General features: G+C 33.6%; 6 protein-coding genes and 1 pseudogene. 2 read left to right on the forward strand and 5 right to left on the reverse strand.

The features are described 5' to 3' along the window. The 3 genes and pseudogenes from MHM83_RS12945 to MHM83_RS12955 all read right to left on the reverse strand — a co-directional run. Window positions 1-5,032 (reverse strand): annotated as a pseudogene (locus MHM83_RS12945) (hypothetical protein); the annotation flags it as partial. Between the two features lie 43 nt (window positions 5,033-5,075). Beyond that, on the reverse strand, window positions 5,076-6,914 hold the full coding sequence (locus tag MHM83_RS12950; protein ID WP_053056712.1) for a PorP/SprF family type IX secretion system membrane protein: 1,839 nt from the start codon (window positions 6,912-6,914) through the stop codon (window positions 5,076-5,078). A gap of 10 nt (window positions 6,915-6,924) precedes the next feature. Then, a complete protein-coding gene (locus MHM83_RS12955) occupies window positions 6,925-9,105 on the reverse strand; it encodes a gliding motility-associated C-terminal domain-containing protein (RefSeq protein WP_239180178.1) in 2,181 nt (726 codons plus the stop codon). A 258-nt stretch (window positions 9,106-9,363) separates the two neighbouring features. Here MHM83_RS12955 and cmk point away from each other — a divergent pair, with 258 nt between their 5' ends. Together cmk and MHM83_RS12965 are read left to right on the forward strand one after the other, a co-directional pair. After that, on the forward strand, window positions 9,364-10,053 hold the full coding sequence (gene cmk / locus MHM83_RS12960) for a (d)CMP kinase (protein WP_239180180.1): 690 nt from the start codon (window positions 9,364-9,366) through the stop codon (window positions 10,051-10,053). A 90-nt stretch (window positions 10,054-10,143) separates the two neighbouring features. After that, window positions 10,144-11,631: an NAD(P)H-hydrate dehydratase gene (locus tag MHM83_RS12965; RefSeq protein WP_239180182.1), complete on the forward strand. Its 1,488-nt coding sequence runs from the start codon at window positions 10,144-10,146 to the stop codon at window positions 11,629-11,631. Here MHM83_RS12965 and MHM83_RS12970 read toward each other — a convergent pair. Together MHM83_RS12970 and MHM83_RS12975 are read right to left on the reverse strand one after the other, a co-directional pair. After that, the gene (locus MHM83_RS12970) at window positions 11,628-13,289 is read right to left on the reverse strand and encodes a sodium:solute symporter (RefSeq protein WP_073183086.1); all 1,662 of its coding nucleotides are present in this window, start codon (window positions 13,287-13,289) and stop codon (window positions 11,628-11,630) included. The genes MHM83_RS12965 and MHM83_RS12970 overlap by 4 nt on opposite strands. A 129-nt stretch (window positions 13,290-13,418) precedes the next feature. After that, window positions 13,419-14,180, reverse strand: coding sequence for a DUF6503 family protein (locus tag MHM83_RS12975; RefSeq protein ID WP_239180184.1), 762 nt, complete (start codon window positions 14,178-14,180; stop codon window positions 13,419-13,421). Between the last annotated feature and the right edge of the window lie 112 nt (window positions 14,181-14,292).

Consider the following 14,292-nt stretch of genomic DNA (forward strand, 5'->3'; position numbering starts at 1 on the left):
GGTTTTGCCAAATTCCTCCATCAATCCTAAATTGGTAATCATTATTACCCGATGTAACTTCTACACGAATCTCACCATTCCCACTTCCATCATAACATAATGTAGGTGTTAAATCAAAATCTACTGTATTTGGTTCTATAACAGGTACACTTACAGGTACACAAGTTGTACTCGCAATATTAATTTGTACGTCGTCTATAAAATTCCCTACAGTGTTATTTCCTCCAGCTGTTGATAATGCATCAAAAGCAATTATTGTGGTTGATTGCCCTACTGGAACGGTATAACTTCCTGTATAAACTTTCCAAGCGGTGTTATTTGTTTCCATAGTTTCAACAACTCCGGCTGTGGCTAAATCACCTCCTATTTTCACTGTTGCTCTATCTAAACCACTTCTTCCTCTATGCGCTACAGACCAAGTAATTATATCTCCTGGTTGAGTACAGTATTCTTGATATAATGATGATACTCTGTTAGCATTTAGTTCTGCAAAAGAGTTTCCTTCATAAGCGGTAACACCATTAAATCCATTATGCCAAAGCTCTATTTGATTATCAGACGCAGTAGAATCCCAACCTGGTATATCATCTTCATTATAAAATCTGAATCTTGTTGTTGTTTCTGCTGGTCTTTCAAAACTTCCATTTTGGAATAGTTTAGCTGTACAACCACATTCGTTACAATTTCTACTATCTCTGATCATTACAATGTAATCGGTTGCTCTTGGTGGCACGTTGTTAAATACATTACTACTTTGCCAACTAGTACCTCCATCAATACTATATTCGTATGGAGGGATTCCTCCTGTAGCAGTAGCTGTAATAGTTCCTGTTGCAATATTACAAGTTACTTCTTGAGTTACCGATGCTGCTAAGGTTAATTCTTCTGGTTGCCCTATTGTAACATTACCTAAATCAATTACACAACTTGCCACTCCTCCATCAGCTTCCCTTATAAACACATTATATGTTCCCGCTGCTAAACCTACAACTCTATAAGGGTTATCGGCTGTCATTGACCAAGTTGCTCCACCATCTGTCGAATACTCAAAACTTCCTCCTATAACGTTATTTGCTAATATTGTGATTGACCCATTATCTGAACCATAACACTCACTATCTGTAGAGCCAACAATACTTCCTGAAAATTCATTTCCTGCATTTACCCTAACTCTAATGTCTTCTACACAACTACCTCCATAAGTTACTTCAGCGGTATATCCTCCTACTGGAACATTATTAAATACCCCCGTAGTATTTGAGTTTCCATTTAAAGTATAAGTATATGTTCCTGCTGGATTAGCTGCTATTGTTACGTTTCCTGTACCATCACAATTATATACCACAGTACTTGTTACATTTGGTGCTGATGGTAAACCATTTATAGTTACATTGTTTAAATCTATTATACATCCACTTGCGTCTATTGCTCTTGTGTTGTATGTTCCTGCAGGGAGCCCTGTTACTGGATTATTTGCTGCTAATGTATAAGTTGCAGCTGAACTTAACTTATAATAATATGTATAATTAGGAGTACCTCCTGTTGGTGCTGTATAGGTTATAGTACCAAAAGTAGTTCCTCCAGAGGTGTTACATTCTAAATCAGTTTTTGTAGCACTTCCTCCATTAAGTGGTGCTGGCTCATTTATTACTACATTAGGAATTTCATATAAACACTGATAAGAATTTTTTGATGCCCTTATATAAATGGTATAAGTTCCATCATCTAAACTATCAAAAGCACCTGTAGTGTTCCATGTAGCATTATCAATGCTATATTCTACTGCATATCCTAAATTATCTCCATTAACACTAACATTAATAGTTCCATCTGTTAAACCATTACAAGTTACATCTGTTTCTGAATGAATAAAAGCTAATTCTGGCTCTACAGTAATTTCTACCGGGTCTGAAATTGTATAACAGTTATTATCATCAATAACAATAAATCGATATATTCCTTCACTACCAACTGGCACATTGTAGGTGTATGGGTTTGTTGCTGGTGTTAAAAACGCAGTATTAGGAATGTCTGATGGGTTTGTATATAAATCTGTTCCCTGACTCGTCCATACAGCAAAATTATAATTATTACCTGACGATGTGTCTAATGTTCCTCCACTTGCAGTTAACTGAATAATTCCGTCTGAACTTCCTGATTCGCAAGTTATATCTTTAGTTTTTAATGCTGTAAGTAATAACTCATCTGGTTCATTAATAACAATCGTTTCTGTAGCGGTACACTGAGGTGTTGTAACTCTCACTGTGTAAGCCCCACCATCTGTAACATTAAAAGTAAAATCGTTATTAGCAGTTGGACCTTCTATTCCTACTACACTTCCACCTTGTAATAATTCATATGTATAATCTCCAGGAACATTATTTACTTGAACTCTTATTTGTGCTGAATCATTAAAACACTGCATAGGTGTTGTAATGACGTCCATATCTATGTCATTTTCCTGAATATTAATAGGAGGAAAAGTATATGTACATGAAGCAGCAGACGCACTACTTACACGAATTGAAAGGTTATAGTTTCCTGCAGCTGTTAAATTTGAAAAAACATTACTATTTTGAAAAGGAGCATTATAACCTCCTGGACCTGTTAAACTGTATTGATAACCTGCTGGTATATTGTTTACAGTAATAGACCCATTGTTACCACATAAAATATCCTGTGTAATAAAGGTAGGATTTAAAGTTGCTTTGTACACATTGAAGTAGTAACTTTTAGGGCACCTTCCATCATATAAAACATCTAAACGATATTCTCCAGCATCTGCAAAGTTTCTAGAAAATTCTCCGCTTCCTACCTCATTCCATGTACAGCCTGTATTTATATTAGGACATCCTGATTCTGTTACATCGGTACAAGAAGATTCATCCAATTTAAACCATTGTACTGTTGTAGCTGAAGAGGTATCAAATGGTAAATTAATAGTTCTAGAACCACTATCACCACATAAGTAAACTTCAGCTAACTCTTCTCCATTACTTGCACAAGTTAATACTTGGTCTGCAAATGGTTGTAATGGATTTGGTTCTGAATTATATCCTACAACATGTATGGTTTCTTCAGCATTTATACATCCTGATGCTGCTGAGGCTATCTTATTAACTGTGTAAGTTCCTTCATTAGTTACATCAAAAGATGGTACTGTAGTAGTTCCTAATAAAGTACCTGAGGCATCTCTCCATTCGTATGATTCAAATCCTGCTCCAGCAGTTAATGTTATACTAGAACCACACATTACTTGTGTCGTTTCAAAAGAACATCCACTTGTATCAACTAAAAAGTTTGAAGTACCAACTATACCAAAATTACAATCATCTAATCCCGAAAAACTAGGCTCATTATTAATAACTACTCCTCCTCTAACTCCTTCGTATCTGGCAAAAGCTTGATTTCTAACTTCATTAGAACACACATCTCTTAATTGACTACAGTCTGTTACTACTTGAACGTGCATACGAATATTATAAAGGGCACCTCCCTCTAAAACCATATTATCTGGTACTGAAATCTCTAATTCAGCTCTATTGTCATTAGCTGCGCTTGGTGGATCGTATGCTGTTATAGATACTCCTGGAGGTAAATCTATATCAAAACGTGTTCCATCTGGAGCCACAGAGCCATTTGGTGCTGTAGTTGTTAATAAATCTACATTTTTTGGTAATCTATCTGTAATTATTGTATTTCTTGCATGATCTGTTCCTACATTTTGAAAGCTTATGTTATAAAATAATTCATTTCCTAAACCTACAGGTGTGCCTTGTATATCATTTCCACTAGCATCTTCAATTGTTTTAATTAATTGTACTTTTGGTTCTATGATTTCAACAGCTAAGGCATTTAAAAAAGGCCAGTACACATCTCCCCCAGTTGTGAATTGTACATCTATTGAACTCTGATTATTTTCAATAACACTATTCCCTCCGTTGTTTAACTCATACAAATCTACATCAAACCCTAAAGTGTTTTCTCCATCAGGCACTCTTGACGTTACGAAGTTATTGTAACGAGTCATACTCCCATTGAAAAAGTTATTAGTTAAATTATTACTTCCAGTTGTTTGGCTAATGAAATTTCCAAATCTATCACGTATTCTAAATCTATCTCCTGGAATGCTTCTATCTCCTTCTAACGTTGCTGCTAATAAATTAACTCTAACTGGACCTAAAGGGATTGTTGAAAAACCAGAATACGTTAAGTCTACATCATTTCTACCATCAACTTCAGCATAACCATCAAAAACAGATATATTTTTACTAGATTCTAAATCATTTTCGTAAATAATTACCATTGTCCATCCTGCTGCTCCTCCGACTCCCCCTTGTCGTCCTCTAATAGCTCTGATGTTACCAGCCATATACCTTCCGTTATGTCCATTAGGGGTTGCTACAGTAACTAAACCTTGTACAAGACTTGTAATATCTTTGTAGTTAATGTATGTAGAGTTATCATCAAAAATAGTTTCGTCAGCTGTTATATCTTGATATCCTTGACCTGGTAACTGAAACTTAATATTATTAGGATTATGTTGCCTACTGTATGGACTAGTGTACCAATTTTCATAAGGATAAATACCTGCCCAATATAATCCTGCATAAACAACTCTTGAACAATTAGGTAAATTTAATTGATCTGAACTTGAAGAGACTGTTGATGGATCTCCATCTATGTCAATGTACTGCATATTTACTTGACCATTTGCCTCATATCCATCATATGGTCTATTTGCATTATAATTGGGCCACCCAACATACTTACTCAATATGTTATTTCCTATAAAAGTAATGTCTCCTTTTACATTAATACCTCCACTTGTTCCATCTGGCTTAACAACTCTCTGATTAAATCCAGCAGCTCTACTAGAAGGCTTAGCTATTTTAGCTTTGAATGCTTGGTATGAATCTGCCTCACTTTTAGAATGCTCTATGGGAACTGAAGATTCACTCTTATTGTTTTCTTGTGAAAAACCAACAAGTGCATATAATACAATTATTAGTAGGGTAATTATTCTCTTCATAATATCAATTGGGGAAATTAATTAATCAAGTTCTTTTTTTATATTATTTAATTTGAATGATTGCTTTACGATCATAAAAAGCACCATTTAAATTTGTATTGTACATTTTAATCGCTTCCGATCTATCTGTTGTTTTAAATATATATATATGCATGTAGCCTGTTTTTGGATCTACAAAATAATCTGCATCTATGTCATCGTTTCTTAATTCATCTACATTTCTATCAGCTAATGCTTTCTGAGAATTTACGTATACTCGTAAATAATATCCGGGCTCAACTCCTTCGGCCTGCATTGGATAAACCCTCGCTGGTGGTTGAGTTTTTGGCTCTTCATAACTACTAAGCTCTCCTCCTAAGGTAATTTTAACTACGTACACAGGGTCTTTAGTAGTCTTATTAACCTTTATTGTAGAATTATCTTTTTTCTCATCATTCTTTTCAAATAAACGTGTTTTATCATTAAAATCGTCTACCTTTTCTTCTGCCTCCTCTTCTTTAGCAAACCTATCTATGTATACATAGTATAATTTTTTATTAGGTTCAAATACATACTTAGCTTCAATATCTAATCGGGCCCATTTATCTATCAAAGCTTCTGCATTTTCTTTACTTCTAAATTGGTCCGAAACCACATAATACATAGTTCCTCCTCCACCAGAGCGAGTTACAGTACTCTTACGCCATGGTTTATTTGATCTTCTTCTTAATGTGGTATCTTTTGTTTGAGCACTATCTTTAATAATTACTGTATTAGTATTGGTAATTACTTTAGGAGCCGGTTGATTTTTCAGTATTCGTAATACTTCATCTATCTTTTTATTTAGTATATCAATAGAATCCTGTGCTTGTTGAATCTCGTCAGATAAATCGTTATGTTCTGGGTTTTTATATTCTATTTCTTTTTTAGGTGTTCTTTCTGGGAGGTTTACTTTAATATTTCCTGTTCTCCTCTTAGGTCGTTCTCTTGTAAACCTTTTTTTACCAAAATTATAAATAAGTCCAACTTCATTTGTTGCTGCAAAACTACTTTTTTCGTAACTAAATCCTATCGCTAAATTTTCTGAAAGGTTTATTCCAACACCAGCTGAAATTCCATATGTTTTGTCATAACCAGCTTTAACCCAACCTGCTTTAGGTAAATCTACTATAGCGCTCCCTCCAAAACCAAAGTCATCATTCCCTGGTTTTCTAGCGGTTGCTAGGAATCTTACATCAGCTCCTTCAAAAAGCCCTGATGCGTAAGTAAATTCATGAGAGTACATTAGATGTCCCGAAAATGTTTTTTCTCCAAAAGAAGTTGCCATCTCACTTTTTTTAAGATTAAAGTCTACTAAATTCTCGAAAAAGACACCAACATCAAACTTTCCAATAGACAACGTTACTGCTGGTTGAAAATTAACCACAGGATCATCTTGATAATTACTTAAAAAAGTATCGTCATCATCAGTTACTAGAACCTTCCCCCAATTTAAACTTCTTCTACTATATAAAAAATTAAATCCAAAAGTTAAATCCATCGTTTCATTTAACTGTAAACGATGTGCATAATTTGCTATAGCTCCAAAATCTTTTACCGACCCTACATCTTGTTGATATACAGCCACTCCCGCTCCAACATTTTCTCTCATTTTCCCTGAATACGTAAGCACATATAAACGGGGATTATCCTCAAAATCTATGTTACTGTTTCTTACTATAGCTGAAAGAGATGTTTTGTTTTCTCGTAATGCAGAAAATGTTGGCACGGTTAAAAAGCGATTAAACTTCATAAAGTTACGAGAACTGAAACTATTATATTGCTGTTCATTACCAGAAGTTTGCGCTTGTATAACAAACACATTTAATATCAATATAATAAGTAAGGTAATTTTTCTAATCATTCTAACCTTTTTAGTGTAAAACAGATATCGTTCCAGCTTTAATCAATTTGTCTTCTCTTATTATTTTATAATAAAAAACTTTTTGATTTCCTAAATCTTCTGTTGGCCAATCATTTTTGTACTCAGTTGTTTTTAAAATCTCTTTACCATTAGCATTATACAACATTACAGTTACTAGTGGCTGAAACGCATATTTGTTTGATATCTTCCATGTGTCATTTTTACCGTCTCCATTAGGAGTTAAGGTGTTGGGTACTATAATTTGATCATCTGGCTCTACAACTTCTACCGTTCTTGTTACCGAACAGGCCCCTACTTTTACTAATACTGTGTAAAAACCTAGCTCTGTTACTTCTAACTGTTCTGTTGTTGATAATGTGGTTCCTGATATACTCTCTCCTTGATACCACTCATATGACTCTCCCCCTGCTGCTGTTATAGTAGCTGAACTTCCTTCCTCCATTACCACAATCTCAGAAGGAGTAATGGTTACCGCAGAATCATCAAACATCACTACGTTTATAGGCTCTAGTTCATTATCACAACCAAAACCTGAATATTTCAACACATATTCTCCAACTTCAGTTACTATTAAGTTTTCAGGGTTAGCAGGGGTAACATCATCCGTACCATCTTTAATCCATTGATACGTATAACCTGCTACTATATTATTTATTGTATAAGTTATAGAAGACCCAGCACAAAGTGAGTTTGAAGTTGATGTGCTTCTTATTTCGGGTACTTCAGCCAACTTAACATCTAATTCATTAGACTCCCCCTCTACACCATTAAAACTTACTTTTAGTGTATATGTCCCATTATCTAAATACGAATTAACTTCGTATTCGCTTACTGTTCCTCCTGTTGATACATTATTTTTATACCATTCAAAACTTAGTAAAGCTATTTGATCTGATGTTAGATCATACATATCTCCATTTTCTGCCTCTGCCTTCACCCCTACTATACTTAACTCTGTACTTCTAGTATTACATTCCTCATAGCTCGTTTCCACTCTAATGGTTGGCTCAAATGACGTTACATTTAACAATGTAAACTTTTCAGAATCAACTATATCATCACAAGCTGAACCTGTACTCTTTGTTACTCTTGCATAATATACCCCTGCTGTAGCTGCATCTATGCATAACTGATTCCTAACAGCAGTTCCCATAGTTACATCATCTCTATACCATTCTATAGTAACTTCTGAGGGGTCAGCATCATGTGTAATACACAATTCTTTTTTTTCACCAAATAAAATAATTCTTTCTAAGGCTCCAACATTCGTTACTGTAAAACCTGCTGTAGTCTGTTGTTGTAACACTACATCGTTTGACTTGGTAGTACAGGTTCCTGTATCAATTACCAAATGATACGTTCCAAACTGTCCTGTTGTTGGTGTTGTATAGGTTGAAGAATTAGATGATTGTACTAATTTATTATCTAAGTACCAATTATAGGTTAAACCTGAACGATTTGTGTTAGCTTCAAAAGTATGTGACTCATCTCCACATATTTCTACGGTTGAAGCCCCTTTAATTTGTTTGGCTGTATTATCTAAGATAATTACATTAGATATTGTAGACTCTCTAAACCCACAAGCTCCATAATCAATTTTCACTTCATACTTTCCAGGTAAAGTGACCTCTAGTTTAGGTTCCGTTGTAGTGGTAAATAATACATCATCTTTGTACCATTCGTAATTACCATTCTGATTAGTATTTAATATGAGTTCTGCTGATCCACTATCACAAAGTACAACATCATCATAATTATTTAAAACTAAAGTATCTGTTGAAAATTTATATGCTGCAAACGAATCTGAATCTGGACTGGTCATTACTGGTGAACTAGCAACCAAACGTATCTTGTAATTAGTTCCGTAAGTATTATCAGGCAATTGAAAAGTTCTAGAAAAAGTATATGAAGAATTTTCAGTAGTTACTGTACCTACATTGATCGGACTTCCCCAATTTCCATCTGCATCAGATAATTCTATCGTAAATACATTATTAGAGTTAAAATCTGAACCCGAGTATTTAAAAATCACATTAAAATCTGTAGCTGCACCATTACAAGCATTAGAAAACTGAATCTCAGGCTTAAGCAGCGTCTGAGATACAGCACTTGTTGCACAAAACAGAAGTGTCGCTAAAAGTAATAAAATGCTTTTAGTGTAATTTTTCATCTAAGGGATCCTTTAAGGGGTGTCAAATTTATAGTTTTTCTTAACAAAAACGGTATTAAAATTAACAAAATTTAACGCCGAAATATATAAAATCTATGTGTAACCCACAACTAAAGTTTAAAAACACAAAAAAACAACCAATAAAACACTACAATACAATACTTTAAAAAAAAATCAACAATCTTAAACTTAACCACAAAAAAGCAACCTCGTAATATTAAAAATCCACCGTATATTTGCTATCTATTTTTTTGAATCATGACAAAGAAAATCACCATAGCCATTGACGGTTTTTCATCTACAGGAAAAAGTACTATTGCTAAACAATTAGCTAAAGAGCTTAGTTATATTTATGTTGATACTGGCGCTATGTATAGAGCTGTTACTTTATATGCCATGCAACATGATTATATTTCTGAAAATCATTTTAACTCAGAAGATTTAGTTGCTGATTTACCTAATATTTCTTTGTCTTTTACATTTAATGAAAAACTTGGTTTTGCTGAAATATTTTTAAACGGAACTAATGTTGAAAAAGAAATTAGAAGTATTGAGGTTTCTAAATTAGTAAGTAAAGTTGCTGAAGTTTCTGAAATTAGAAAAAAGTTAGTTCGTGAGCAACAAGAAATGGGTAAAAACAAAGGTATTGTTATGGATGGTCGTGATATTGGAACCGTAGTTTTTCCTAATGCTGAACTAAAATTATTTATGACTGCTTCTGCCGATAAACGTGCTACACGTCGCTACAAAGAATTAATAGACCGAGGTGACAAGGTTAACTACGAAGAAATTTTACAAAACGTACAAGAACGTGACAGAATAGATTCTACCCGAGAAGATTCTCCTTTAGTCATGGCAGACGATGCTATTGAGTTTGATAATTCTGACATGGGACTTAAAGAACAATTTGAACGTATTATGAGTTTAGTTAATGCTAGAATTCAATAAAAACTTCATATACTATTGATTATAATAAACCCACAAAGAATTTTGTGGGTTTATTTTTGCTTTTTTTATGTAAAGTTGTAAATTTCTAACATGGAAAATCTTCAAAAAATAATCAACGTTACACAAATACGAAAAGCTGACGAACATACTATTAGTAAAAAAGGAATTACTTCTTTTGCTCTGATGGGACAAGCATCTTTAGCCTTTGTAAAAGCTATTGAACCTTTACTAAACCGTTCTCTAAAAATTGCTATTGTTAGTGGGGTTGGTAATAATGGTGGTGACGGATTTGCTATTGCTAGAATTTTAAAAAGTAAGAAATATACTGTACAACCTTTTTTAGTTCAGTTTAAAGATGTACTTAGCTCAGATTGTGATATTAATTTTCAAAAACTTGATGATACTATCACTATAAAATCAACCAGTAGAATTCCTGATTTTTCTGAATATGATGTTATTATTGACGCTATTTTTGGTTTTGGGCTTTCCAAGCCTGTTACTGGTTTTATAAAGCATGTTATTGAAAACATTAATAATGCTAAAAAAACCATATACGCTGTTGATCTTCCTTCTGGTTTATATTGCGATAAGCTTCCTGATTCTGAAACTGTTGTACATGCAGATATAGCAGTGAGCTTTCAAAGACCAAAACTTTCATTCTTTTTTCCTGAAAATGGAAACCATGTAAAAAATTGGAAAACAGTTGATATTGGTTTAGATGAAGATTTTATTCAACAGCAGAAAAGTAACTATTTTATTTTAAACGAAAAGATTACTGAAATTTTAATACCCCGATTACGTCAATCACACAAAGGAAGTTACGGACACGCTTTATTAATTGCAGGTTCTTATGGAAAAATGGGAGCTGCGGTACTCTCTTCAAAAGCTTGCTTACGAAGTGGTGTAGGTCTGCTAACTAGTTACGTACCAAAATGCGGGTATCAAATTATGCAATCTTCCATTCCAGAAGCAATATGCCTAACCGACGAGAATGAAGAATTCGTGACCCAACTCCCAGAAATTTTCAAATACGACATTCTCGCGATAGGTCCAGGATTGGATATTAACGAAAAAACAACACAACTTGTAAAAAAATTAGTATCGAAAAGTAGTAGCCCGTTAGTTATTGATGCCGATGCTATTAATATTATTGCTCAAAACGAAGAATTAAAATCGTTACTTCCTAAAAACTCTATCTTAACTCCACATATTAAAGAGTTTGATAGATTGGTAGGAAAGTCTGACATCTCAACCGAACGTTTTCAAAAGCAACTTGAGTTTTCTGCAAAATATCAATGTATCGTAGTTTTAAAAAATGCATATACTGTGATTTCTTCTCCTGAAGGAAATTTATACTTCAACACTTCTGGAAACCAAGGAATGGCAACAGGTGGTAGCGGTGATGTACTCACAGGAATTATCACAGGCTTATTAGCACAAAACTACACTCCTCTACATGCCGCTTTATTAGGGGTATTTTTCCACGGAAAAGCAGGCGATGATGCCGCTTGCAAAAAAGGATACAACGCCCTAATTGCTTCTGATATTATTGATGCATTACAAATAGAAAAAAGTTAGTTTTCTTTAGACGTTGATTGAATTAGTATTGCTAATAGCATTACTAAACCGCACCCTAAAGCATTCAACCACAAATACGGTAGCCAATCGATGTACCAAACTGCGATAATAATTAATTGCGTGATTATCGCTGCAATAAATACTGCATTTCCTTTGACAAACTTTATAAAAAAGGCTAATAAGAATATTCCCAACACATTTCCATAAAAAATAGAACCAATAATATTTACAAGCTGAATTAAATTATCAAATAAATCTGCTATACAGGCGACTAAAATTGCCAAAATCCCCCAACCTAGGGTAAACCATTTTGACATTTTTACATAATGCTCTTCGCTATATTCTATTTTCGTATTTCGTTTGTATAAATCAATAGCTGTAGTACCTCCTAAGGCGTTTAATTCAGATGCTGTAGAAGACATTGCTGCAGATAAAATTACCGCTAACAACAAACCTATTAATCCTTTGGGTAAATTATTCAGAATAAAATGAATAAACACATAATCTTTATCATTTGTTTCTACTAACGGATCTACTTTTGAAATAATATTTTTCGCTTCTTCCTTTAGTACCTTATCTTGTTCATTAAACTCTTGAATCTGTGCTACATTCTCAGGAGTTAACCCTTCAAAAATCAGCGCTTTTTTTCTTCCTTCAATAAAACGATGTTGCTCTTCTAATTTTACATATTGTTCTATTGTTTCAAGGTTGGAATTTGCTATTGCTTCTCCTGATTTTGGGTTGAAATTTAACGGTGACGGATTAAACTGATAAAATACAAACACCATCACTCCTACTAACAGAATAAAAAACTGCATCGGTACTTTTAACAGCCCATTAAAAATCAATCCTAATTGACTTTCTCTTAATGATTTTCCTGATAAGTATCGCTGTACTTGGCTTTGGTCTGTTCCAAAATACGATAACATTAAAAATGTCCCCCCTAAAATACCTGTCCAAACCGTGTAACGGTTATTCAAATCCCAAGAAAAATCAAGCACTTTCATTTTATCGGAAGCTCCTGCAATTTCTAGTGCTTTGGTAAATGTAATATCGTCGGGTAAGTATTGTAATATCAAGTAAAAAGCTACAAACATTCCTGCGAAAATTACAGCCATTTGTTGTTTTTGCGTAACACTCACTGCCTTTGTTCCTCCAGAAACAGTATAAATAATTACCAAAACCCCAATGATGATATTCAAAGTAATTAAATCCCAACCCAAAACAGCAGACAAAATAATAGCAGGTGCAAAAATGGTGATTCCAGCTGCTAATCCGCGTTGAATTAAAAACAGAATTGCAGTTAAGGTTCGAGTTTTTTGATCAAACCTTCCTTCTAAATATTCGTAGGCTGTATAAACTTTTAATCGGTGGTAAATAGGAATAAACACCAAACAGATAATTACCATGGCTATTGGTAATCCAAAGTAAAACTGCACAAATCCCATTCCACTATGAAATGCTTGTCCTGGGGTTGATAAAAAGGTTATCGCACTGGCTTGTGTTGCCATAACTGACAAACCAATCGTCCACCATTTACTTTCGTTTCCTCCTTTTATGTAATCTTCAACATTTTTACTTCCTTTGGTTTTCCAAGCTCCATATAAAACAATAAACAATAAGGTTACCGAAAGAACAATCCAATCTATTAGCTGCATGGTTTATTTTGTATATATGTTAGTGATTATGTAAAACAACACGATGTATACTAAATTAGCCACTAAGACTAATGTATACTCTTTTTTCCATACATACTTTTTATCCATACTTTGTTTTTTATTAGTTGATTATTCTTTTGGTTTTTCGTAAAAACTATTGGCTAATGATGCTTCACTTAACAAAGGCATTTTAAACTGAATTGGTTCTCTTCCTGGTTCTGTTGGTTGCCCATTTTCATCTTTAGCATACCAAGTTATGGATTTTGGCAATAACAAACCGTTAACATTTTCCCAATCGTTATATCTTATAATTTTATAAGCATCAGTTGATTCTTTGCTAAAATAAGTAACCGTATACCCTAACCATGCCATTTGTTTTGTTTCTGGATGGTAAAATATAAAATAATTATCATCTGGTGAAGTTCCTACGTTGGCTTTGTATGAAATTTTTATTCCTGGATAGCTAACTCCTTCAAAAGTCAGCGGTTTTGTTTCTGAATACACAATGCCATCATCAGCTAATACAAAAGGCATTGCATAAAAATAAAAATATAGATTGTAATAAAACTCCGGGTTTCCTTTAAACGCTGTTGAATCTTGTTGTTGTAACCACACTTCTTTTCCATCAAACCCTAAAGAATATTCTGGTGAATTCACTACTGTTTTTCGTGAATGTAAGTCTGTAGTATGTTCTTCATTTTTTAGTGTGAATGACAATGTTTTCATTTTTTTCCATTGTTCAATCCCTCCATGTTTTTCAAGAATTTTTTCTAATGTTTTCGGGTATTTTAATGTTGCTACCTCTTCTTTTTTAATTGTTTCCTTTTTAACTTCTTTTTTACATGCTATTGAAACAAGAGCTATAGCGATTAGTACTAGTATTTTTTTCATGATAATTGATTTGTTCTAATTGGTCGAAACTACCATTAGAAATTACAGTAAAAATAAAAAACTCTCTAAATATATATTAGAGAGTTTTATGTTAACTATAAAAATTGAATGA

It is taken from the genome of Tenacibaculum sp. Mcav3-52 (assembly GCF_022347665.1).
GTDB classification, from domain to species: Bacteria; Bacteroidota; Bacteroidia; order Flavobacteriales; family Flavobacteriaceae; genus Polaribacter; species Polaribacter mesophilus.

What these genes read in the sequence shown, in the direction of transcription:
- cmk (WP_239180180.1), top strand. Translation starts at nt 9,364, where the DNA reads ATGACAAAGAAAATCACCATAGCCATTGACGGTTTTTCATCTACAGGA.
- MHM83_RS12955 (WP_239180178.1), bottom strand. Translation starts at nt 9,105, where the DNA reads ATGAAAAATTACACTAAAAGCATTTTATTACTTTTAGCGACACTTCTG.
- MHM83_RS12950 (WP_053056712.1), bottom strand. Translation starts at nt 6,914, where the DNA reads ATGATTAGAAAAATTACCTTACTTATTATATTGATATTAAATGTGTTT.
- MHM83_RS12965 (WP_239180182.1), top strand. Translation starts at nt 10,144, where the DNA reads ATGGAAAATCTTCAAAAAATAATCAACGTTACACAAATACGAAAAGCT.
- MHM83_RS12975 (WP_239180184.1), bottom strand. Translation starts at nt 14,180, where the DNA reads ATGAAAAAAATACTAGTACTAATCGCTATAGCTCTTGTTTCAATAGCA.
- MHM83_RS12970 (WP_073183086.1), bottom strand. Translation starts at nt 13,289, where the DNA reads ATGCAGCTAATAGATTGGATTGTTCTTTCGGTAACCTTATTGTTTATT.